The sequence below is a fragment of the Sporosarcina cascadiensis genome (genome assembly GCF_009650995.1).
Taxonomy (GTDB): Bacteria; Bacillota; Bacilli; order Bacillales_A; family Planococcaceae; genus Sporosarcina; species Sporosarcina cascadiensis.
In genome coordinates this window covers 458,584-481,090 of sequence record NZ_WHVV01000001.1, presented here as the reverse complement: position 1 = coordinate 481,090, position 22,507 = coordinate 458,584, and the positions used below count along the sequence as shown (strand labels likewise).

Here is a 22,507-nt window from a genome sequence, read left to right as displayed (position 1 = left end):
TGTATAGAGAGTGTGGATTGAAATCCCGAGAGCTTGCTCTCCGAGATTACTCAGCAGCGGTCACTCTCTGTATAGAGAGTGTGGATTGAAATAATATCAATAGTTATGTTACTATTTACGATTGTTGTCACTCTCTGTATAGAGAGTGTGGATTGAAATTCGAAATCGCGGTCAACAAGGTTATCGAGCATGAGGTCACTCTCTGTATAGAGAGTGTGGATTGAAATTTTTATAAACTTGGTTAAACAAGATTGGCCAGTTACGTCACTCTCTGTATAGAGAGTGTGGATTGAAATAATATGGCGACAGGCGTTTCACGGGGCGCTGCAAGGTCACTCTCTGTATAGAGAGTGTGGATTGAAATGGCATATCGCCGATGTCTGCGTCTTTGTCCCACTGGTCACTCTCTGTATAGAGAGTGTGGATTGAAATGATGTGCGCCGCTACTGCGTCGATAATGTCCGCTGCGTCACTCTCTGTATAGAGAGTGTGGAATGAAATAGACGATACTGCGCCATGCCGGCGTGGAAGAAGGTGAGTCACTCTCTGTATAGAGAGTGTGGATTGAAATCCTGCTGCTCTAATGAAAGAGCTACATGCCTATTGTCACTCTCTGTATAGAGAGTGTGGATTGAAATCATACCCTTAACAGATACAACGTGTCTGAGGCCGATTGTCACTCTCTGTATAGAGAGTGTGGATTGAAATCAGGAACTTACGGACAGTTTGTGCTGCTACTTTCGTCACTCTCTGTATAGAGAGTGTGGATTGAAATAATGTAATCTCTCCTTTAAATTTAGTTTAGGCTAGTCACTCTCTGTATAGAGAGTGTGGATTGAAATTGGTGAACGTTCGCTTGGGAATCGATCGTTTTATCGTCACTCTCTGTATAGAGAGTGTGGATTGAAATTTACCGACTCTAACAATATTTTTGCTGATACGAGTCACTCTCTGTATAGAGAGTGTGGATTGAAATTCCTGAAGTAGAGCAATGGAGAGCGCTAGTTGAAGTCACTCTCTGTATAGAGAGTGTGGATTGAAATTCCCCAGATCCGCATATAACTGATCGCCCTTTCTTCGTCACTCTCTGTATAGAGAGTGTGGATTGAAATAAAAAAAAGTGGAGAGACTTGTTACCTGAATATAGTCACTCTCTGTATAGAGAGTGTGGATTGAAATATAATAACTCAAGAGTTCACGACTGATAGACCTAGTCACTCTCTGTATAGAGAGTGTGGATTGAAATATTTTCGGAATTACAAATACCCATTCACGATTCGGTCACTCTCTGTATAGAGTGTGAATTGAAATCACGCACAGATGGGACAGAAACGATTTTTATATGTAGTCTCTCTATGCAGAGAGTGCGGGGCGATATAATTTATCTATATACTCAATATGCAAGAAAGCATCCAGTCTTAGACAAAGAAAGAAGAATTCTGCTATTAGGTGATTAACTATTGAGGAGTTTTACTACTAATCAATAGGTTGGTTTCTTTGAGTGGTTTTTAAGTCGTAGTGTAAAAGAACGTTTTACTGCTGCGGAAATAAAAAAATCTATCAAACCAAAAGAATTAGTTAAGATAAATAACTGGGATTAGGCTACGAAAAGCATTCCACTACGGCGAAATGCTTTTTAGCTCATATGGAAACTGCAAAATGGGGATTCGCCGAAAAAGAGAAGAAATTAATGTACGTGCTTTAGAAGTGCTTCATGCTCGATAGAACGTGAAGAGAGGACTGTGATGATTGCGTGCTGGCTGGTTTGTTTTTCTGACAGGTCTTTGACGTATTCATTTGTTTCTAAAACAGCTTGTTTAATTTGTGACTGCTCGTCCTGAAGGTTCTGGATATCTTGTTTCATTCCTGCGATATCCTGCTTCATTCCTGTCATTTCTTGTTTCATTCCCTGGATATCTTGTTTCATTTCTACAATGTCTTGTTTGATGCCACCGAGTTCTGATAAAATTTTCTTCAATAATTCTTCATTCATTTGTTTTACACCTCCTCTGTATTTCAACTATTATAGCATGTGATTCTTCATTCGCGAAGCAAATTTATATTGGAAACTTTATAAGACAAGAATTAAGAAATGAGGGGGAATAGGGAGAGTTGAGAAAGTGGAGAGAGAACGTTATGTGATGTGCCTTTTTATATGGATTCCTTAATAGACCATGGCCGTCAGCATAATTTTTGCTTTGATGGATTTGCACAAGTGGATTTCATTCTTTCCTGTATTATATGAGATAAATATTATTGGTTTAATAGCTTTTTTCTGAATATGAATGTCATACAAATACAAAAACCTGTCGAATTGCTCGACAGGTTTTTTCATGCTTTTTATAAGCAGGCTGCGCCTACGATGATCAGCAGGATGAATAATACGACGATCAAGGCAAAAACGTTGCCTGTGCCGCTGCATGGCCTTTCACACCCGGCTCCGCCACCGTGTCCGTATCCGCCGAATCCGAACATTTTGCCACCTCCTTTTCAATGAGTGCAAATCAATATCAGTATCCTAAGAATCCTGCTCCTACAATGATTAACAAGATAAACAATACAACAATCATTGCAAAACCAAATCCTCCGTTGTAACCTGCTCCGCCAACTGCTTCACCCATAGTTACTTCACCTCCAAATGTGGAACTACCCTTATCTTATGCAAGTATTTTCAGATTGCCTTGGCTTTAGGAAAAAAACCTTAGACTATTTTCATGTATCTTTGAGGATCACTCCTCTATATAAACTTTTGTACTTTGTAATCCTAATAAGAATAAATATGGAAAATAAGTTAGGTAAATGAAACTATATGAATGGTGATTCATTCATGATACCTTATGTATAGCAGATTGGAAATTATGTCAATATAGTTAGGGGGATGGAAGATGGATATTGTGAAACTAAAACAAGATGACTGGATACAGAAGAATAAAATCATGGGATTGGCTTTCGGAATTGCCGCGGGCCTCGGACTGCTGGCACAGTTTATTCAGGGGTCTTCATTGGAAATAATTTTAGCAGTTGCCATTCCTTTTGGGATCGCACTTGTCCTGTATTTCTACTTTTTACTGACAAAGCAAAAATTCATCACAAATGCTTTGCCGGTATTCTTGCTGCTCATGAATTTTGCGATTGCGATAGGTGTAATCCTTTTCTCTGAAGCGAATTTGGGATCAATCGGGATCATCATTCTGCTGCTCGTGCTGGGCGGAATCCACGGTAAAATGTCGATTATGGCATTCGGCTATGTGCTCAGTCTGATTGCGCTGCTGTTGAATAATGCCTATTTTGTCGAGCCTGAGTTAGTGGCGGCGAGCGGCAAGAATTTGGTTTTGCTTCATTTTCTCGGAGGAGTCGTGCTGTTTCTGGTCGTCCGGCAAAATGCCCGGAACTTCATGCAAGTGGAAGAGTATGCAGCGTTGACTACAGAAAAAATGCAGAAAGAGGAACAGATTGCACAAAAATTGGATCAGGCAGTTGAAAAAATCACGAGTAACTTAAGCCATCTGCAAGTGAGTTCGGAAACGTCCGTATCTTCGCAGCGTGAAATGCTTGTGGCCATCAATGAAGTGAGCAGCGCGAGTCAAAACCAGGCAGATCATATTATGGAAATTGCAGAAAGCACCGAGGAGACGCACAGTTCTGTCACACGGATTTCGAAACAGATGGGGGATCTGGCTGTTCAGGCAGACGAAGCCGGTTTGAAGGCAGAAAAAGGTACACGCCAAATCAATGAGTTGAAAGAGCAAATTGACCGTTTCTCGGCATTCTTTGAAGAACTGGATAAAACTTTCGCGATCTTGTCCAATAAAATTAAAGAAACCAATACCTTCGCGGGCACGATCAAAGAAATTACGGAGCAGACTAATTTATTGGCATTAAATGCAAGTATTGAAGCAGCCCGTGCAGGAGAAAAAGGCAAAGGCTTCGCGGTCGTTGCGGATGAAATTCGTAAACTGGCAGGTCTGACAGATGAAACACTGAAGAAAATCGATAGAAATTTATCGGAAGTAAACGCATTCAATGAATTGTCGGTCGGCAAACTGTCGGACGGCTTGAAGCAAGTGGCAGAGCAGGTAAAAGTCGCGGACGATTCGAATAAATCCTTCAACGATTTATTCGGCACGATGATCACGCTGCAGAATGCGCTGCATGCATTCATGGATGATTTCGAATCCATTGCCGCAAGCAGTGAAACTGTTTCAGAGCGCACTATCGAATTCGCATCGATCATTCAGCAAAGCACGGCAGCAGTCGAAGAAATGAACGCGACGCTGACGGAACTGACGAATGAACAGGAGCAGATTGCGCAGTATATTAATGAAACGCATGAAGAGGCTGTGCAGCTGAGAATGTAATGCTGGCGGTGGCTCGACCGGCGCAATGATCGCTTGTCTTGCGGTTATGATCACTTGGCAAGCCCGCATGATCACTCCGCAATGGTGAATGAGCGGCTGAAGTCAGCGTATGAGCGGTCAGCCGGGGTGTATGATCGCCTGCCGGTAACAAATGAGCATGGACAGAAGAACTGGGATGAAACTTCGGTTTTGTCACAGTTCTTTCTTGCGGCCGCGCGAAAAAGGCGGCTGAGCGAACCAAAAGAGGCGGTTGCCGCGCGTAACGTCAGCGCCAGTCAACCAAACTGCGCAACGAACGAACCAAACTCGCCCATGTCAAAACTGCCTGATGAAAAAAAGCCGTTCGACAAGCCGCAACATAACGTTGTGACTTGCCGGACGGCTATTCATTATACTTTAAATCGCTCAACTGCCAGACTTAAATCTTCACTCAGCTGTGTCAGTGTTTCAGCGGCATCTGCCACTGCTCCAATTGCCTGCAACTGTTCATCGGTTGAAGCATTCACTTGTTCACATGCTGCAGCCGATTCTTCTGTCGTCGACAGCAAGTTTTGAATTTGATCGGAGACGTCATTTTTATGGCTGTCCATTGCACGGAGATCGTCGCTTACAATGGTGATGCGGGACTGCATATCGCCCATGAATCCGGAAATCTTTTCGAAAATACCTTCCGTGTCCAGCACAACACCGCTTTGACGTTCAAACGTATCGCGGGTCCCGTTCATTTGCTGAATGACTTGCTGTGTATCTTCCTGTAATTCATGCACAGTCGAACGGACCTGATCGGCTGAACGGGCGGACTGTTCCGCCAGCTTGCGAACTTCCTCCGCCACGACCGCAAAGCCTTTGCCGTGTTCGCCGGCCCTGGCCGCTTCGATGCTCGCGTTCAATGCCAGTAAATTCGTCTGCGATGAAATATCCGTTATCGCATCAATAACTGAACTGATGGCCTTCACTTTATCCTCCAGTGTACCGATTACGCCGCCCATCTGCTGCAAATCCCGGTTCCAGTCGTTGAATGAATGTTTCAGGACGCCCATTTGCTTGCGTCCGTCTGCGTTGGCAGATACCGCTTCCGTTGCCAGTTTATCCATTTCCTCCGCCGTTTCATTGGCTTCGACGATCTGCTGATTCAGCAGGTCCGCACGGGTGGCGGCCGTTTCTGCATTTTCGGCTGATTTCGCGGAGCCCAATGTTATCTCCTGCAGGGCATGCGCAATTTCTTCACTCGAGGCATTTGTTTCTTCCGAGACGGCGCTCAGGTTTTGCGAACTCGCCAGCACGTTTGCTGCAGAGTGAGTGACGGTCGTAATCAGCGCGTTCATATGCTCCAGCATCTGATCAAACCCTTTGCCGAGTGCGCCGATTTCATCTGTCGATTGGATATTCGCACGGACTGTCAAATCGCCGTTCGAAACTTCCTCGATTTTTTCCTGCAGACGGAATATTGGTTTCAGCATACGGCTGATGAATCCGAACATGGCGGCCGCCAGAATGATCAGTGTGATGATTGCTGCAATGATCATCACGTTTCGCAGACCGGCTGCGAGCGCGTTCATTTCGGACACTTCATACACGACGCCGAGCTTCCAGCCGAGTTCAGGAATCGTGGTGTACATATCGACCTTTTCGGATCCCTCATTCTTGAAATTAAAATGGCCTTTTTCATCTTTGTACATCTTGGCGACATATGCCTGATCCATCAAATTTTCACCGACAGATTCAGGGTGCGCAATCACTGTACCTTCTGTATCCAGGAGGAAAGCATAGCCGTTATACGGAATTTCACTCGCTGAAATTTCGGCGGACATCGTAGCTAATTGGATATCGAGACCTGCAACACCAATCACATCGCCATTATTTCGAATAGCTTTGGAAGCGCTGATGACAGGTTCCCCGGTCGCTTCATCAATATACGGCTTCGTCCAATGAACCATGTCGGGATCTTCTACAGCGTTTTGATACCATTCACGGGTCGTCGGATCAAAGTCCGATAAATCGAGATAAGGACGAATGGTTGTTTCTTTCGTGGTAAAGGCCATATAGTTTCCTGATACGTTTGGATAGGTTTTCAGAACATTATCCAGCGCTTCCACAAGTTCAGACTGATCTTCAACAGTAGCCTGTGTGTAATTCCGGGACTCTGTCAGAATCTCCAGCCCTTTTTCATACTGCTGCAGTTCTTTCTCTATAGAAAGACGCATCTCATGCAGAATGAAATCGCTTGTTTCGATAATATTCTCTTCGGTCCGCTCTTTGACCAGCCAGCTGCTGACTCCTGTCATAGTTAGTATTCCTAGGGCTGCGAGAAAGATGACGAGTAGTGTGAGTTTAGTTTTAATTGAATGAAACATCAGGATTTTATGCTCCTTTTCTCTTATGTTTCATCTATCTTACAATACTTTTGGCCGAAGCGATATGTAATTAGTGTGAGAAAGGGAGTTTAATTATTCGGAATGATATATTTACTTCGTGGTATTTTCACTTCTAATTCTCTGTAATGAGTAAAAGAGAAGAAAATTGTATGACAACCTTAACATCCGCTGTTTAATTCCGATACTAGAAGTATAAATGTAGATAAAAAGACGGGGGGTTCCATTATGGTGAGCCGAATAGGCAGTGGTTCCGCGCCGCAACCAGTACAGACATCCTTTGACAGTGCGCCCATTGAAAACGAAAGACCAGTTGCAGAAGTGCAGGCAATCAAAGACCCGAGGCAGCAGCCGTCGCCTGAGGAACGCAAAGAACTGACGAAGAGCGAAGCAAAAAAGCTGACTGAAGGTATGAACAAGTTCCTCGAAAGTGTCAGTACACAGCTGCGTTTTAAATTTCATGATAAGCTGAATGAATACTATGTAGCGATCGTAGATTCAGAGACTGATGAAGTCGTACGCGAAATCCCGCCAAAGAAGCTGATGGATATGTACGCCTCTATGAAAGAATTTGTCGGACTATTAATCGATCGAAAAATTTAAGGAAAAGGTGTGAAGCCCTATGAGAATTGGTGGACTAGCATCCGGTATGGATACAGATCAAATCATCAGAGATATGATGAAAGCGCACCGGATCCCGCTTGACAAGATTACGCAAAAGAAAGCCTATACTACGTGGCAGATGGAAGATTACCGCAGCATCAACCGCGACTTCCGCAAAACGAGTGATAAGCTGTTTGATACGGTCATTAAGCAGGGGACGTATTTGCAGAAGAATGTTAACGTTTCGGATGACAAGGCGGTTAGTATTAAGTCTTTGAATGCTTCGAATGATTTTTCGGGGACTTTGAAGGTGACGCAGTTGGCTACTCAGGCTACCTTGCAGGGGGCCAGTATTAAGAATAAAGTGGAAGGTCTAGATCCTGCAATCACTAAACTTAGCCAATTAGGCGATATAAAATTTGTTGATGGCAAAGCTGTTTTAAAGATTAAAGTAGGCGAGACTGGATCGGAAAAAAGTATTGAGTTACTTCAGGATGACACAATTGAATCAGCTCTTAAAAAAATAAATAAGGATTCTGACGTGAATGCTTTTTATGATTCCTTCTCCGGTAGAGTTGCTCTTACAGCTAAAAATAGCGGTTACCATGAAATAAGTGTTTCTGATAGCTTGGACACGAATGTAGGGTCTTTATTGGGGTTGACAGCTACAAAAGCAGATCCAGGTGTTAATCCGGAAAAAAATCCAGACTTGGTGTTTTCAAGTGGCGGCCAAAATGCAATATTCACTTTCAATGGCCTTGAAACCCAGCGCGAATCCAATACCTTCCAAATTAACGGTTTTGAAGTAACACTAAAACAAGTAACCGATTCACCTGTCACATTTAGTTCTTCCGCCGACTCTGACAAAATCCTCGACTCTATCGTAGGATTCGTCAATGATTACAACGAAATGATTGAAAAACTCAATAGCCAAATAAAAGAAAAAAAATATCGTGATTTCCATCCGTTATCTGCTGAGGAAAAAGCAGATATGAAAGAAAAGGAAATCGAATTGTGGGAAGAAAAAGCAAAAAGTGGTACATTGCGCAACGACCCTGCAATTTCCAGTATGCTTACGAATCTCCGCGGGATAATGACTAAAAGTGTAAACACAACTGATGCCGACGGAAAACCAATGAAAATTAGTTTAAAAGACATTGGAATTGAACCATCAAAAAGCTATTCAGATAACGGTAAGTTAATCATTAATGAAGATAAATTACGCGAAAAAATCGCAGAAAATCCTAATGCTATATATGATTTGATCGGCCGTGATGCCAAAGATGAAGTCGGTGTAAATGATAAGCCAGGCTTAAACTCGGGTATCGCCCAAGACTTCCGAAAAGAGCTTACAGCAGCTCAAACAACAATCTCAGCAAAAGCTGGCTCATCAACAGCTGTCAACGACACTTTCGCCCTGGGACGTTCTCTGAAAAGCATGGACAAACAAATCGATCGCTTTGAAGATAAATTACAAATGATGGAAACGCGTTACTACAAACAATTCGCGGCGATGGAACGTGCAATCCAGAAAGCAAATGCACAATCCGCTCAGCTGATGCAGTCACTTGGCGGCGGAATGTAAATAAACTCGCAAGAAAAAAGGAGATTGACAGAAATGGCTAGTAACAATCCTTATGCAGCATATCAAAACAACTCGGTGACGACTTCTACGCCTGGCGAATTGACTTTGATGCTTTACAACGGATGCCTCAAGTTCATTCAGCAGGGGAAAATGGCGCTGGAAGAAGGTAAGCTTGAAGAAAAGAATACGGCAATCCAAAAAGCTCAGGCGATTGTGACAGAATTGATGTTGACGCTGGATACCTCCTATCCAGTTTCCAAGAATATGTTGGTGCTGTATGAGTTTGTCAACAGCCGTTTGATTGATGGCAACATCCAGAATGATCCGGCGCTGTTTGATGAAGCATCCGGCATCATTAAGGAATTCCGTGATACATGGAAGCAGGTTATCCAGGTCAACCGCACAAAACAGTATGCCAATGTGAGTGAAATATGATCCGGGCTGCCATGGCCATGTGGCGTGAACGTTCTCAGCAATTGATCGGGCTGACGAAACAGGTGGATGAAGAAGAGCGCGAAAAGGTGATCGAGCAAATCGAGCAACTGCTGGATGACCGCGATAAATTGCAGGCTCACATCGTTCAGCCATTCACGGCGGAAGAGGAAGAGGCGGGCAGAGAACTGGTTCAGCTTGAAAAAGAAGTGCAGTTGAATCTTGCGCGTTTTATGAAAGATATCCGCGTGAATATTGTGGAGGCTCAGGCAAAAAAAGAGAACATGAGCAGCTACGTGAATCCTTACGGGAATATAAATCAAGACGGCGCTTATTACGATACAAAGCAATAATGACCGGAAGAGAGCGCATCTCTTTCGGTTTTTTTACATAAAATTTTCATTAGAAGGGAGAATAGCATATGCGCTATAACCGGCATGATTATTTCCGGTATGAATTCGAGCCGCGTCTTCCTGCGAAGTTTCGCATTCAACTCGATGGAGAAGAAAAGAAATTATCGAATGAAGGGGAATGTGAACTGCTGGACATTAGTACGGGCGGCGTGAAATTTTTCACGTTCCTTGATTTGCCGCAGCAGTCGCAAAAAATTGAACTGCAATTAGAGTTCACTCTTCATCAGCATCCGTTTGAGCTGGCAGGTGTGGTGGTCTGGAAGCAAGAAGCGGAGCATGGTTTCCAGTACGGCTTTGATTTCGGTGAAGAACAGCAGGCGGATGCGCTGATTATTGAAGAATTGAAGCTGCGTAAACGTGCTGAAATCCAGACGAGGGAAAAAACTGAGTGAATTTCATTCAGCAGGCAAAGATTCTTGGTGTTTCAGCAAATTTCTCAAGTTTGTAAAAGGGTTTTACGGGTACTATGAAGAAGTATAGTAGTGAAGGTTCAATTAAAGGAGGAGTTCATATGTTAGACTTTAATATCCGCGGTGAAAACGTCGAGGTAACTCCGACGATCAGAGAGTACGTTGAAAAGAAAGTTGGGAAACTGGAGCGGTATTTCTCAGAAGAAGTAAACGCGTCAGCTCATGTAAATTTGAAAGTCTACAATGATAAGCAAACAAAAGTGGAAATTACGATTCCAATGAAAAATTTGACACTCCGCGCAGAAGAGCGTCATAACGATATGTATGCGGCAATTGACTTAATCGTCGATAAGCTGGAGCGTCAAATCCGTAAATATAAAACACGTGTCAACCGAAAATCACGCGAACGCGAAGGCGTAGCAGCTTACTTCCAATCAGTGGAAGACACGAACAACACAGTGGAAGAAGCAAATGACGAGGATTTCAACGTCGTGCGCACAAAGCAGTTCGACCTGAAGCCGATGGATCAAGAAGAAGCCATCCTTCAAATGAACATGCTCGGCCACAACTTCTTCATCTTCACTGACTCAGAATCAGACGGCACACACATCGTCTACAAGCGTAAAGACGGCAAATATGGCCTGATTGAAACAAACTAATTTAGTCAAGCAAGTGATGGAAGCCTTTTTGGTTTTCGTCACTTGTTTTATTTTCTTACATATGGATTTTAAGTTACTTTGTTCAATTAAAGAGAAATATGAGTGATGTTCTACATACTAAGGAACCAAAGCGGAAGACGGGCGACTCCGGGAGGATCAGACCGATAGGATGAGACAACTAAAGGGAGTGAAGCGAAATTAGCATGTAGAAGGAACCCTGTATTGCCTTAATTTCTGCAAAGGACGCAGAAATACGGCAAAGCGAACCCTTCGTTGTTCGCTTGGCTCACCAAGGTCCCTCCGGAAAGCGTCCCGTCTGCAGCGCCGGTTCCGCCCAAAACCACAAAACTATTCAGCAGACCATTTGCACCAGCCTATTGACAATGTTAAAATGGAGTGTGACTCAAAAATTACTGATACTTGCTGAAAAAGCCCCAACAACTTGCAGGAAACTGCTGCTTGATTGATGAAGTTAATGAGGATGTGACATAAATGCTTGGCGTATTGAATAAAATGTTTGATCCGAACAAACGGGACCTGAAACGTCTCGAAAAAATAGCAGACCAGGTCGAAGCATTGGCGACCGACATGGAACAGCTGTCAGATGAACAACTTACTTCGAAAACTGACGAGCTCAAAGCACGTTACCAAGAAGGCGAAACCATCGAGGACCTGCAAACCGAAGCATTCGCGGTCGTTCGAGAAGCCGCTAAACGCGTACTCGGTCTATATCCGTTCCGCGTACAGATCATGGGCGCAGCTGCACTAAATGAAGGCAACATCGCAGAGATGAAAACCGGTGAAGGTAAAACACTGACTTCCACACTTGCCGTTTATTTGAATGCACTGACTGGCAAAGGCGTCCACGTCGTAACAGTCAACGAATACCTGGCGAGCCGTGACGCTGAAGAAATGGGCCGTCTCTATGAATTCCTTGGCATGCGTGTCGGTCTGAACCTGAACAGCATGGGTAAAGACGAAAAGCGGGAAGCGTATGAGTGTGACGTGACGTACAGCACAAATAACGAACTGGGCTTCGACTATCTGCGTGACAATATGGTTCTTTACAATGAACACAAAGTACAGAAGCCGCTTCATTTCGCCGTCATTGACGAAGTGGACAGCATTTTAGTCGACGAAGCGCGAACACCGCTGATTATTTCCGGTCAGGCTGCGAAATCGCAGGAACTGTACCGCCTGGCGAACCGCTTCATCATTACATTGAAAAAAGAAGAAGACTATTCATTCGATGAGTCAACGAAAGGCGTTGTATTGACGGAGTCGGGGATTGAGGCGGCGGAGAAGGCGTTCAGCATCGACAACTTGTTCGATTTGCAGCACGTCTCACTCAACCACGCGATCAATCAGTCATTGAAAGCGCATGTCAGCATGCATAATGACGTAGATTATGTCGTCGAAGAAGGCGAAGTCGTCATCGTCGACTCCTTCACGGGACGTCTGATGAAAGGCCGCCGCTACAGTGACGGTCTGCACCAGGCGATTGAGGCGAAGGAAGGTCTTGAAGTCCAGAACGAGTCGATGACGCTCGCGACGATTACATTCCAGAACTATTTCCGTATGTACGAAAAACTGGCCGGCATGACCGGTACAGCGAAGACGGAAGAAGAAGAATTCCGTAATATTTACAATATGAACGTTATCGCGATTCCGACGAATAAACCGATTGCGCGTGACGACCGTCCGGACTTGATCTATGCATCGATGGACGGGAAATATAAAGCAGTTGCGGAAGACATTAAAGAACGTCATGAAAAAGGCCAGCCGGTATTGGTCGGTACGGTCGCTATTGAGACATCTGAAATTATTTCAGCATTCTTGAAGAAATACGGCATTCCGCATAACGTACTGAACGCGAAAAATCATGAACACGAAGCGGAAATCATTTTGGATGCCGGTAAAAAAGGCGCCGTGACGATTGCGACGAATATGGCGGGACGCGGTACCGATATTAAACTCGGCGATCATATTCAGGAAGTCGGCGGCCTTGCGGTCATCGGTACCGAGCGTCATGAGTCCAGACGTATCGATAATCAGCTCCGCGGACGTTCCGGACGTCAGGGAGACCCGGGTGTCACACAGTTTTACCTTTCATTGGAAGATGAATTGATGCGCCGTTTCGGTTCCGAACAAATGAAATCGATGATGACGAAGCTTGGTATGGACGATACGACGCCGATCCAGTCAAAAATGGTGTCACGTTCTGTAGAATCTGCGCAAAAACGTGTGGAAGGTAATAACTTTGATTCGCGGAAGCGTCTATTACAGTATGATGACGTGCTCCGCCAGCAGCGTGAAGTCATCTATAAAGAACGTAACGAAGTATTGAGTTCCGATAATATCCGTCCTATATTGGAAGGCATGCTCGAGTCGGCCATCGAACGCGTGGTAGCGCTCCATACCGATGAGAAGCAAGTGTTTGCAAAAGGATTGAAAGACTATCTCGAAGCAAACTTACTGCCGGAAGATTCAGTGACAGTTGAGGAGCTGGAAAATAAATCTCCTGAAGAACTGCAATCATTCATTCACGGATTGGTCATTGACCGCTATAATGAAAAAGAGCAGGAAATGTCCGAAGAACGTATGCGTGAGTTTGAAAAAGTTGTCCTGCTGCGCGCGATCGATACGAAATGGATGGACCACATCGACGCGATGGATCAGCTGCGCAACGGAATTCACCTGCGTGCATACGGACAGAACGATCCGCTCCGTGAGTACCAGGCAGAAGGATTTGCGATGTTCGAAGACATGCTCATGGCCATCGAAAACGATGCGACCAAGTACGTCATGAAAGCAGAAATCCGCAATAACTTGGAACGCGAAGAAGTAGCAAAAGGCCAGGCCAACAATCCGAAAGAAGGCAGCGAACCTGCAGCAAAAAAACCAATCCGCCGCACAGTCAACATCGGCCGCAACGACCCTTGCCCATGCGGCAGCGGCAAGAAGTACAAAAATTGCCACGGCAAAGCGTAAAAGGATTATATTCAGGTTACCAATTTAATACAGTCGGTTCCTTTGATAGTGAGAGGGAACCGTGTTGATCGGAGTGCAAGGCGGCGACTCTGGGAGGATCAGCCCGACAGGTGAGACAACTTAGGGGAGCGCAGCGACCAAGTTGGCTCACCGCGGGCCCTCCAGAAAGCGTCCGTCTGGAACGTAGATCAACACTGCCTTAACTGCAGACTGTTTTTAATTTGCTAATGCAAACACTTAGAAACAACAACCCAGGAGGAAACAATTATGATGGAATTATCCGATGTTCGGAACGAGCTCGACAAAACAGCTAAGAAATTAGCGGACTTTAGGGGGTCTCTTTGACTTAGAAAACAAAGAGGCACGAATGCAGGAACTCGACGAAATGATGCTCGAGCCAGGCTTCTGGGACGACCAGGACGGCGCGCAGAAAGTCATCTCCGAATCCAATGCACTTAAAGACATCGTCGGCGAATACAACGAATTGAACGAAGAACAAGAAAATCTCGAAATGACGCACGAACTGCTGAAAGAAGAAGCAGACGAAGAACTTCAGGACGAACTTGTTTCCGAATTAAAAGAGTTCAAAGGACGAATGGATAAATTCGATCTGCAAATGCTGTTAAGCGATGAATTCGATAAAAACAATGCCATACTTGAACTGCATTCAGGCGCAGGCGGAACCGAGTCTCAGGACTGGGCATCGATGCTGCTCCGTATGTACACACGCTGGGCCGAACACCACGGCTTCAAAGTCGAGACGCTTGATTATCAGGCGGGTGACGAGGCGGGTATAAAATCCGTAACATTGAGCATCAAAGGGCATAATGCATACGGTTATTTGAAAGCGGAAAAGGGCGTTCACCGTCTGGTCCGGATTTCACCGTTCGACTCTTCAGGAAGACGCCATACGTCGTTTTCATCCATTGAAGTCATGCCTGAATTCGACGGCGACATCGATTTAGATCTGAAGACAGAAGACATCAAGATCGACACGTACCGCTCAAGCGGCGCCGGCGGACAGCACGTCAACACGACTGACTCAGCCGTACGGATGACACACATCCCGACAGGCGCAGTCGTCACCTGTCAAACAGAACGTTCACAGATTAAAAACCGTGAGCGTGCGATGAATTTATTGAAGGCGAAAATTTATCAGATCCGAGTAGAGGAAGAAGAAGCACGCCTTGCGGAAATCCGCGGCGAGCAAAAAGAAATCGGCTGGGGCAGCCAGATCCGCTCCTACGTTTTCCACCCGTACTCCATGGTAAAGGATCACCGTACCAATGAAGAAACAGGCAACGTCAGCTCCGTAATGGACGGCGAACTGGGCCCATTCATCAATGCGTACTTGCGTTCAAGAATATCCTAATCAAAAAAAGTGCAGAAATGCACTTTTTTTGTATGAAATTTTATAAGTGAAGTATGCTACTTTGTGTAGTGAGATGTAGTTTAGTTCCGTTTCTCGACTTTGCAGGAAGTTTACACAGGGAACGTTTTGCAGTTTAAACCCGCTTCGGCGCTGGGGGATTGCTTATAGGCGCGACTGCCTGCCAAAGAAAGCTTGGGATGATCATAGTATCCCCCCAAGCGCTCATAGCCTAGCCTCAGCCGCTCATACATACCGGCCAAGTGATCATTAGGCTTGGCCGCGTGATCATACTGCAACCAACCGTGATCATTGAACCGGCCTTCGCGCTCATAGCCACTCCGCAGTTGCGCCTTCGCTGGTGTTGGAGAAAGTATATTATGCTGTTTTTTCGAAGAGTGCAGATTTAGTTGGTATACGCTCCAGTTTCGCGACTTTGCAAACGCATTGATCACAAGAATCTTTGCCTTTGCAGAATAATAAGTATTGCATGAAAAACCTTACCTATTGTAATAGCCCAAAATACCATGCTCATACTGCCAGCTCACACAAAAAGTCTTGAAACACCAGCTTAGTGTACCGGAGTGGAACGCGGCGACTCCGGGAGGATCAGCCCGACAGGTAAGACAACTTGCGGGAGCGAAGCGACCAAGTTGGCTTACCGCGTTCCCTCCGGAACGCGTCCGGAGGGAACGCAGGGAAACGGTCTCCCTATACATACCCGCTCTCCACAACACAAACTCTCCACAAAAACTTTCAAAAACCATGTTTAACTTCCACACAAACGGTCAATACTATACAGTGTACTCACCACAAATCCGCCCAAACCACAAAAAGCACCGGCAGCGCCTCAATATAATTTGAAAACTTGTCAATTCTGCTCGATGTGGGACGGAAAAGGTTTGGTATACTTAAGGATGTTAGAAAATAATTAGCAAGAGGGAGGATATTGCATGAAGAACAAATTATTAGCAACACTATTCGGAGCAGCATTAGTACTCGGCGCATGTGGCGGAGGCGATGACAACGCATCTGACGCACCGGCTGACACAAACGACAGCGGAGCTGAAACATCAGGTGTAGATGCAGAGAAAGTCGTACAGACTAGCTGTGTATCTTGTCACGGATCTAACCTTGAAGGACAGGGCAACGCTCCATCCATTGCGAAAGCAGGCGCGACTCACTCTGAAGAAGAAATCCATGACATCGTAACCAACGGTAAAGGCGCAATGCCTCCAATGCTAAAAGGCGATGAAGCAGACGCAGTAGCTGCCTGGTTAGCTGAAAAGAAATAATCCTGTAATAATCGGCCATTCTTAAGACTCTCTTAAGAATGGCTTTTTCGTTCGTGGCGAGCATTCGGCACGTTTTTCTATTAATACACATGCTTTGACCATTTGATACATAACTGTAATACTTGCTATGTCGAATCATGCTATAATTGAAATGGCGAATATGAAGAGAAAACAAAATTCAGGTGGTTAAAACTGTATGATTGTTATGAAGAATGTGTACAAAAAGTACCCGAATGGCGTTGTTGCCTCTAACGGAATCCATGTAGAGATTGCGAAAGGCGAATTTGTTTACGTCGTCGGGCCGAGTGGAGCAGGAAAGTCCACTTTCATTAAGATGATGTACCGGGAAGAAGTTCCTTCCAGCGGTACGATATATTTCAACGGTACAGATTTGACGAAAATGCGCAGCAAAGAAGTACCGTACTTGAGAAGGCAGATCGGTGTGGTCTTCCAAGACTTTAAATTACTTCCGAAATTAAATGTTTACGAGAATGTAGCCTATGCGCTGGAAGTAATTGAAGAGACTCCGAGTGTCATTCGAACAAAAGTGACAGAAGTGCTCGAACTGGTCGGACTGACACAGAAAGCGAGAATGTTCCCGAATGAACTGTCAGGCGGCGAACAGCAGCGGGTGTCGATTGCCCGGTCGATCGTCAATTCACCGAAACTTGTGATTGCGGATGAGCCGACAGGAAATCTCGATCCGAATACATCATGGGAAATCATGAGTATTTTTGAACGGATCAATCAGCATGGCACAACCATTGTCATGGCTACGCATAACAAAGAAATAGTAGATACACAGCGGCACCGTGTTATTCAGATCGAAGGCGGCCTCGTTACCCGCGATGAGTATGAAGGAGAGTACCGCTATGAAATTTAGAACCTTGAAACGTCATTTGCGGGAAAGCTTTAAGAGCCTCAGTCGGAATAACTGGATGACATTTGCATCGGTCAGCGCCGTCACGGTCACGCTGCTGCTAATAGGCGTGTTTTTTGTCATCATGATGAACTTGAATCAGCTGGCAGACAATATCGAAAATGACGTGGAGATCAAAGTGGTTGCAGATCCCGGAGCCGATGAAACAGCAGTCCGGCAGCTTCTGGCAGAAATAAAAAAGACGCCGGGTATAGAAGAAGTGGTTTATTCAACGCGGGATCAGGAACTTGAGAAAATGATCCAGTCATTCGGGGATGAGCTTGCGCTGTATAAGCAGAGCAATCCGCTCGGTGATGCTTTTTATATTAAAGCAGCCGATCCGAAAAATACCGCAGCAATCGCCAAGAAACTCGGTACATATGAGCATACATACGATGTGGAATACGGAGAAGGCAAGGTCGAAAAATTGTTCAATGTCCTGAAAATTGGACGCAATGTTGGACTGGGACTGATTCTCGCTTTATTGTTCACCGCGATGTTCCTCATATCCAATACGATCCGTTTGACGATTGTCGCGAGACGGACAGAGATCGAGATTATGAAACTCGTAGGTGCAACGAATAGTTTTGTACGAATTCCATTCATGCTTGAAGGAGTGTGGCTCGGGATTTTTGGTGCGATTTTACCGATGATATTGGTAACGGTCGCGTATTCTCAGCTATTTAACTTATGGGAATCCAAATTGCAGAATGAACTGTTTCATTTGCTGGAACCGATGCCGTTTTTATTGCAGCTGAATGGGTTGCTTCTGTTCATCGCAGTATTCATTGGCGTGTGGGGAAGCTTTATGTCCGTACGGAAATTTTTGAAAGTGTAATGGAAGGGGGAACTGGGATTTGAAAAAGCAACACCGAATCATCTCAGGTGTTTTGTCGGTCCTGCTGCTGTCGACAGTAGTTGGCGGTGCAGGCGTTTCGGCAAGTACACTGAAGGATCTGCAAAATGAGAAAAATGCGGTAGAAAATAAAAAGAACAGTTTAAATTCCACGATTCAAAAGAAAGAAAATGAGATTCAGGTCAAGCAGACGAGAGCAGAAGAGCTGATGGGCCAGATCAAGAAGCTGAATGCAAAAATTGATGAAACGAACAGCAATATGAATCATTTGATTGCAGAAATGGATCAGACGAAAAAAGAGATTAAAGAGCTGAAAGAGTCCATTAAAGAACTGGAAATTCGTATTGCAGAGCGCGATGAAGTCTTGCGTGAGCGTGTACGGGTAATGCAGATCAAAGGCGGAAAGGTCAGCTATCTAGACGTGCTTCTCGGTGCGAATAGTTTCTCGGATTTCATTGACAGATTCTCGGCTGTGACGACATTGATGGATGCAGACCGAAAGATTATCCGCCAGCAGGAAGAAGACATAGCGCAGCTTGAAGATGAAAAGCAGCAAGTCGAGACAAAGCTGGCAGAGCAAGAAGAACGCAAGAAGAAAATCCAGGCAATGAAAGATGAACTGGATGCGAAGAAGAAAGAAAAGAATACGCTTGTCAATAAACTGCAGGCGGAGCAAGAAAAGCTTTCAAAAGAGAAAACAAATTTAGAAGAAGAATACAATGATGCGATTGAAATCAGTTCCGAGCTGGAAGGACAGATCGTGGCTGAGCAGAACCGTTTGGCTGAAGTAGCGCGTAAAGCGGAAGAAAAACGCCGTGCAGAAGCGGCAGCCAAGCGCGAACGTGAGCAACAGCAAAGTCAATCGAGCGGTGGTTCATCCGCTTCTCCAGGCAATCTGCCGGCAGTATCAAGCGGATTCTGGACAAAGCCGACGAACGGCCGATACAGTTCAGGATTTGGATGGCGTACGCATCCGATCACTCATGCGAAGAAACAGCACCGCGGTATGGATTTAGCGGCACCAATGGGAACTCCGGTTGTAGCAGCCGGGGATGGCGTCGTATCGTATGCGGGCTCCATGAGCGGATTCGGTAATGTCATCATGATTACTCATTCTGTCGATGGGAAAATCCTGACGACAGTGTACGGACACTTGTCATCGATCAGTACAAGCTCCGGTGCGCATGTCTCTAAGGGACAATATATTGGAGCCGTAGGCACTACAGGCTTCTCTACAGGACCTCACCTGCATTTTGAGTTACACGTAGGTAACTTCTCTGCGTCCGGTCCAAGCGCGGTCAACCCTTTGCATTATGTGTCTTTTTGATATAGCATCAAATGAAAAACCTGCCTTTCATACGGCGGGTTTTTCATATGTAAACAGATGGGAGAGACTTGGCGATGCCTGTAACACAGTATTATCCGATTGGCTCCATTACCGTGCCGTCATCCTGGATCGCAGTCATTGCGGGTTTCGTCATGACCTACCTTTTCATTCGCATATACTTTGGGAAAGCGGCGGGCGAGCGGATCGGAAATATTCTTTTCAACCTTGTGATCATTTGGAAACTTTCTGTGATTCTGACCGATTTTTCAACAGTCATTCATTATCCGCTGTCTATTCTGTATTTCCACGGCGGGACAGTCGGCTGGATACTGGCCATCCTCATCACAGGTTTATTGACGCTCCGGCAGAATAAAAGAGAGAAATGGCAATACGAAGAGCAATGGTCGCTGCTGCTCGCATTCGTCAGCTGGCAGGCGGTATATCAGATCGTCATGGTTTTCTTAAATGAAGGAAGTCTTCTGATAAAAAGTATGACCATTATTTTATTCGCGCTGCTATGGGTGTTCGTTTTCTGGATTTATAAGAAACGCACCAACACTGTCAGTGATATATCGATCATTTGGATTGCATTGCATCTGATGGTTTCCGCATTGCAGCCCGGAGTTTTTATAAGTCTGCCGCTCATCACGTCAATCAGCGGAGGAGTGCTGCTCGTTCTGGTGCAGCAGTTTGCAGGGAAATCGCTACATAGAGAGGAAGAATTACGATGAGTAAAAAAATGATTGGCTATATTGTGAGTGCGCTTGTAGTCGGCACGCTTGTTTTTCTCATGGTGAAAAATACAGTGGGCAAGCCTGAAATTGAACCGATTGATACGTCGCAGACTGCGGCAGACCTGCCGGGGCAGCAGGCAGAAGAAGAGGGGCTGGAGCAGTATTCGCCGGCGCCTGATTTTACGCTGGAGACACTTGCCGGTGAAACGGTGACACTTTCTGAATTAAAAGGGAAGAAAGTCATCCTGAATTTCTGGGCCACTTGGTGTCCGCCATGTAAAGCAGAAATGCCGCATATGGAAAGTTTTTATTCGAAACTAACAGAAGAAGATCAGGTCGAACTGATCGCTGTCAATGTGACGGAATCTGAGAAACTCGGCATTAGTGAGGTGGAGAATTTTGTGGAGTCCTATAAGCTGAGCTTCCCGATACCACTGGATGAAACGGCGCAGGTGACGCATACGTACGGTGTATTCTCGATGCCGACGACATTTATGATTGATACAAAAGGACGCATCGCCCAGAAGGTTATTGGGCCGCTGGATGAAAAAACACTGAATGAATTAGTCGATTTCATGGACTGAAAAAAGAGTCTGTTCCTGTGTCGTAACTTCTTGTCTGCCTTCATATAGTGGAGGGAGGAGGGGTTGCATGCGTAGGAGCAGGCTTTTTTTAGTGGGAATTATGATGTTACTCGGCGTTGTGCTGTTCGGATTGAACGGATGTGGAAAAACGGAGTCTAAGCAGTCGCAGTCGGTCAGTAAATATCCTGTGATCGATGAGGCGTATGAAGCGATACAGGAGAAAGCAGTTTATCCGGTTGAAAAGGACATGCTGATTGAAGGGGCGCTCCGCGGAATGACGGATACGATCGGTGATCCCTATTCGACGTATCTGACCGAACAGGAAGCAGCGTCGCACCGGGAATCGCTAGCCGGCTCAAGGGTTGGAATCGGGGCGGAAGTAACGCGGACGAACGGCAAGTATATTATCGTGTCTCCGATTAAAGGCGGGCCGGCAGAAAAAGCGGGACTGCAGCCCTATGACGAAATTGTGCGGGTAAACGGTGAACGGCTGGGCAATGAAACGCTGCAGGAAGTCGTGAATTCGATCCGCGGTAAAAAAGGGACCGAAGTGAAGCTGACGATTTTCCGGCCAGATGCGGATAAGCATATGGAATACACGATTGAGCGCGATACGATGCCTGTGCAATCGGTCAATCATCAGCTGCTTGAGGAACGGGGTGCTAAATTGGGATACATAGCACTGACAATGTTTGGTGAAGAGACGGCGAAAGAGTGGCAGAAAGCGACGTCTGACGTCATAAAGCAAGGCGCGCAGGCGGTCATTATTGATGTGCGCGGCAATCCGGGCGGCTATTTGATGGCGGTGTCCGAGATTTCTGCGAGCTTACTCGAAGAAGATCAGGTGTTTGTAGTGATGCAGGATGCCAAGGGCAGTCTGGCGCCGATCGTGACAGAGAAGTCGGAGAAACTCGAGTTGAATGAACGGCTTAAGCAGATTCCGATAGTGGTGTTGCAGGACACAGGCAGTGCGTCTGCCAGTGAAGTGCTGAGCGCTGCGCTGAAAGACTTGAAACGCGGAACTTTGATTGGCACGACGAGTTTTGGTAAAGGTACCGTGCAGGAAACGATGGAATTATCGAACGGCGGCGAACTGAAACTGTCGACGAATAAATGGCTGACGCCGAAAGAGAAGTGGATTCACGGCAAAGGGGTCGCCGCAGACATTGAGGTGAAGCAGAGCGTCCTGTTCACGGAGCACTTGCAGATGGTGACGGAGACGTTCAAAGAAGGGCATTTCAATGAGCAGATCGCTTATGCACAGCGGATGCTGAAGGCGCTCGATTATCAGCCCGGCCGCACCGACGGCTATTACGACAAAGATACCGCTGCGGCAGTCCTTGCATTTCGCGCAGACCGCCAGATTGCAGAAAGCAAATCGATGGACCGCATATTTTTTATCGCATTGAAAGAGACGGTCGAAGAGTTCCGCAATGAACCGAAGAACGATAAGCAGCTGCGGATGGCTGTCGATTTTCTGGTGAATGAATTAGGGGAATGATAAAAGGGAGGGCTGCCGGGGAATTTGCGGCGGTCTCTTTTTTGATTGGATGTGGGGGCAGATGCAGCTGGGTGCTGGATTGGTTCGCCGGGAGGCCGG

20 protein-coding genes and 1 CRISPR repeat array are annotated in these 22,507 nt (G+C 45.7%); of the genes, 16 read left to right on the top strand and 4 right to left on the bottom strand.

Annotated features, from left to right (window positions below):
- Window positions 1-59 precede the first annotated feature (59 nt).
- Window positions 60-1,246: a CRISPR direct-repeat array (repeat unit 33 nt; unit sequence GTCACTCTCTGTATAGAGAGTGTGGATTGAAAT).
- Between the two features lie 441 nt (window positions 1,247-1,687).
- The 3 genes from GDZ68_RS02325 to GDZ68_RS02315 form a co-directional block, all read right to left on the bottom strand.
- Window positions 1,688-1,993, bottom strand: coding sequence for a hypothetical protein (locus tag GDZ68_RS02325; protein ID WP_153720654.1), 306 nt, complete (start codon window positions 1,991-1,993; stop codon window positions 1,688-1,690).
- 347 nt (window positions 1,994-2,340) lie between these two features.
- Complete coding sequence (locus GDZ68_RS02320) at window positions 2,341-2,475, bottom strand: YjcZ family sporulation protein (RefSeq protein ID WP_153720653.1); 135 nt, start codon at window positions 2,473-2,475, stop codon at window positions 2,341-2,343.
- 35 nt (window positions 2,476-2,510) lie between these two features.
- Window positions 2,511-2,621 (bottom strand): YjcZ family sporulation protein, encoded by a 111-nt coding sequence (locus tag GDZ68_RS02315; protein WP_153720652.1) that lies wholly within the window; start codon window positions 2,619-2,621, stop codon window positions 2,511-2,513.
- Window positions 2,622-2,885: 264 nt separating this feature from the next.
- Between GDZ68_RS02315 and GDZ68_RS02310 the strand changes: the two genes are divergently transcribed.
- Window positions 2,886-4,358, top strand: coding sequence for a methyl-accepting chemotaxis protein (locus GDZ68_RS02310; RefSeq protein ID WP_153720651.1), 1,473 nt, complete (start codon window positions 2,886-2,888; stop codon window positions 4,356-4,358).
- A gap of 389 nt (window positions 4,359-4,747) precedes the next feature.
- Here the strand turns inward: GDZ68_RS02310 and GDZ68_RS02305 are convergent, their stop codons facing one another.
- On the bottom strand, window positions 4,748-6,643 hold the full coding sequence (locus GDZ68_RS02305) for a methyl-accepting chemotaxis protein (protein WP_194841023.1): 1,896 nt from the start codon (window positions 6,641-6,643) through the stop codon (window positions 4,748-4,750).
- 315 nt (window positions 6,644-6,958) lie between these two features.
- On the opposite strand from GDZ68_RS02305, the gene flaG reads away from it, so the two are divergent.
- From flaG to GDZ68_RS02230, 15 genes are all read left to right on the top strand, one after another.
- Window positions 6,959-7,333: a flagellar protein FlaG gene (gene flaG / locus GDZ68_RS02300; RefSeq protein ID WP_153720649.1), complete on the top strand. Its 375-nt coding sequence runs from the start codon at window positions 6,959-6,961 to the stop codon at window positions 7,331-7,333.
- Between the two features lie 19 nt (window positions 7,334-7,352).
- Window positions 7,353-8,918: a flagellar hook-associated protein 2 gene (locus tag GDZ68_RS02295; protein ID WP_153720648.1), complete on the top strand. Its 1,566-nt coding sequence runs from the start codon at window positions 7,353-7,355 to the stop codon at window positions 8,916-8,918.
- 33 nt (window positions 8,919-8,951) lie between these two features.
- Window positions 8,952-9,353, top strand: a complete 402-nt coding sequence (gene fliS / locus GDZ68_RS02290; RefSeq protein ID WP_153720647.1) for a flagellar export chaperone FliS — start codon at window positions 8,952-8,954, stop codon at window positions 9,351-9,353.
- A complete protein-coding gene (locus GDZ68_RS02285; protein WP_153720646.1) occupies window positions 9,350-9,703 on the top strand; it encodes a hypothetical protein in 354 nt (117 codons plus the stop codon). The genes fliS and GDZ68_RS02285 overlap by 4 nt, the downstream gene beginning before the upstream one ends.
- A 68-nt stretch (window positions 9,704-9,771) precedes the next feature.
- Complete coding sequence (locus GDZ68_RS02280) at window positions 9,772-10,155, top strand: PilZ domain-containing protein (RefSeq protein WP_153720645.1); 384 nt, start codon at window positions 9,772-9,774, stop codon at window positions 10,153-10,155.
- Window positions 10,156-10,274: 119 nt separating this feature from the next.
- On the top strand, window positions 10,275-10,832 hold the full coding sequence (gene hpf / locus GDZ68_RS02275) for a ribosome hibernation-promoting factor, HPF/YfiA family (RefSeq protein ID WP_153720644.1): 558 nt from the start codon (window positions 10,275-10,277) through the stop codon (window positions 10,830-10,832).
- 492 nt (window positions 10,833-11,324) lie between these two features.
- Entirely contained in the window at window positions 11,325-13,823 is a 2,499-nt protein-coding gene (secA, locus tag GDZ68_RS02270; protein ID WP_153720643.1) for a preprotein translocase subunit SecA, read from the top strand.
- A 270-nt stretch (window positions 13,824-14,093) separates the two neighbouring features.
- A protein-coding gene (gene prfB, locus GDZ68_RS02265; RefSeq protein ID WP_194841030.1) for a peptide chain release factor 2 occupies window positions 14,094-15,195 on the top strand; the annotation gives its coding sequence in 2 pieces (ribosomal slippage) (window positions 14,094-14,165 and window positions 14,167-15,195; 1,101 coding nt in all).
- Window positions 15,196-16,145: 950 nt separating this feature from the next.
- The gene (cccB, locus tag GDZ68_RS02260) at window positions 16,146-16,487 is read left to right on the top strand and encodes a cytochrome c551 (RefSeq protein ID WP_153720642.1); all 342 of its coding nucleotides are present in this window, start codon (window positions 16,146-16,148) and stop codon (window positions 16,485-16,487) included.
- A 196-nt stretch (window positions 16,488-16,683) separates the two neighbouring features.
- Window positions 16,684-17,370, top strand: coding sequence for a cell division ATP-binding protein FtsE (ftsE, locus tag GDZ68_RS02255; protein ID WP_153720641.1), 687 nt, complete (start codon window positions 16,684-16,686; stop codon window positions 17,368-17,370).
- The gene (ftsX, locus tag GDZ68_RS02250; protein ID WP_153720640.1) at window positions 17,360-18,244 is read left to right on the top strand and encodes a permease-like cell division protein FtsX; all 885 of its coding nucleotides are present in this window, start codon (window positions 17,360-17,362) and stop codon (window positions 18,242-18,244) included. Before ftsE ends, ftsX begins: the two co-directional genes overlap by 11 nt.
- 19 nt (window positions 18,245-18,263) lie before the next feature.
- Window positions 18,264-19,589, top strand: coding sequence for a murein hydrolase activator EnvC family protein (locus GDZ68_RS02245; RefSeq protein ID WP_228550970.1), 1,326 nt, complete (start codon window positions 18,264-18,266; stop codon window positions 19,587-19,589).
- 74 nt (window positions 19,590-19,663) lie between these two features.
- The gene (locus GDZ68_RS02240; RefSeq protein WP_153720639.1) at window positions 19,664-20,320 is read left to right on the top strand and encodes a hypothetical protein; all 657 of its coding nucleotides are present in this window, start codon (window positions 19,664-19,666) and stop codon (window positions 20,318-20,320) included.
- Window positions 20,317-20,907, top strand: coding sequence for a redoxin domain-containing protein (locus GDZ68_RS02235; RefSeq protein ID WP_153720638.1), 591 nt, complete (start codon window positions 20,317-20,319; stop codon window positions 20,905-20,907). Before GDZ68_RS02240 ends, GDZ68_RS02235 begins: the two co-directional genes overlap by 4 nt.
- A gap of 100 nt (window positions 20,908-21,007) precedes the next feature.
- A complete protein-coding gene (locus GDZ68_RS02230; RefSeq protein WP_228550974.1) occupies window positions 21,008-22,408 on the top strand; it encodes a S41 family peptidase in 1,401 nt (466 codons plus the stop codon).
- Window positions 22,409-22,507 lie beyond the last annotated feature (99 nt).

Bases quoted from the DNA above. Each gene is read 5' to 3' on its own strand.
- GDZ68_RS02230 (WP_228550974.1), top strand. From the start codon at position 21,008: ATGATGTTACTCGGCGTTGTGCTGTTCGGATTGAACGGATGTGGAAAA.
- GDZ68_RS02240 (WP_153720639.1), top strand. From the start codon at position 19,664: ATGCCTGTAACACAGTATTATCCGATTGGCTCCATTACCGTGCCGTCA.
- ftsE (WP_153720641.1), top strand. From the start codon at position 16,684: ATGATTGTTATGAAGAATGTGTACAAAAAGTACCCGAATGGCGTTGTT.
- flaG (WP_153720649.1), top strand. From the start codon at position 6,959: ATGGTGAGCCGAATAGGCAGTGGTTCCGCGCCGCAACCAGTACAGACA.
- GDZ68_RS02325 (WP_153720654.1), bottom strand. From the start codon at position 1,993: ATGAATGAAGAATTATTGAAGAAAATTTTATCAGAACTCGGTGGCATC.
- ftsX (WP_153720640.1), top strand. From the start codon at position 17,360: ATGAAATTTAGAACCTTGAAACGTCATTTGCGGGAAAGCTTTAAGAGC.
- fliS (WP_153720647.1), top strand. From the start codon at position 8,952: ATGGCTAGTAACAATCCTTATGCAGCATATCAAAACAACTCGGTGACG.
- GDZ68_RS02285 (WP_153720646.1), top strand. From the start codon at position 9,350: ATGATCCGGGCTGCCATGGCCATGTGGCGTGAACGTTCTCAGCAATTG.
- GDZ68_RS02305 (WP_194841023.1), bottom strand. From the start codon at position 6,643: ATGACAGGAGTCAGCAGCTGGCTGGTCAAAGAGCGGACCGAAGAGAAT.
- GDZ68_RS02295 (WP_153720648.1), top strand. From the start codon at position 7,353: ATGAGAATTGGTGGACTAGCATCCGGTATGGATACAGATCAAATCATC.
- GDZ68_RS02320 (WP_153720653.1), bottom strand. From the start codon at position 2,475: ATGTTCGGATTCGGCGGATACGGACACGGTGGCGGAGCCGGGTGTGAA.
- secA (WP_153720643.1), top strand. From the start codon at position 11,325: ATGCTTGGCGTATTGAATAAAATGTTTGATCCGAACAAACGGGACCTG.
- GDZ68_RS02235 (WP_153720638.1), top strand. From the start codon at position 20,317: ATGAGTAAAAAAATGATTGGCTATATTGTGAGTGCGCTTGTAGTCGGC.
- cccB (WP_153720642.1), top strand. From the start codon at position 16,146: ATGAAGAACAAATTATTAGCAACACTATTCGGAGCAGCATTAGTACTC.
- GDZ68_RS02310 (WP_153720651.1), top strand. From the start codon at position 2,886: ATGGATATTGTGAAACTAAAACAAGATGACTGGATACAGAAGAATAAA.
- GDZ68_RS02280 (WP_153720645.1), top strand. From the start codon at position 9,772: ATGCGCTATAACCGGCATGATTATTTCCGGTATGAATTCGAGCCGCGT.
- GDZ68_RS02315 (WP_153720652.1), bottom strand. From the start codon at position 2,621: ATGGGTGAAGCAGTTGGCGGAGCAGGTTACAACGGAGGATTTGGTTTT.
- hpf (WP_153720644.1), top strand. From the start codon at position 10,275: ATGTTAGACTTTAATATCCGCGGTGAAAACGTCGAGGTAACTCCGACG.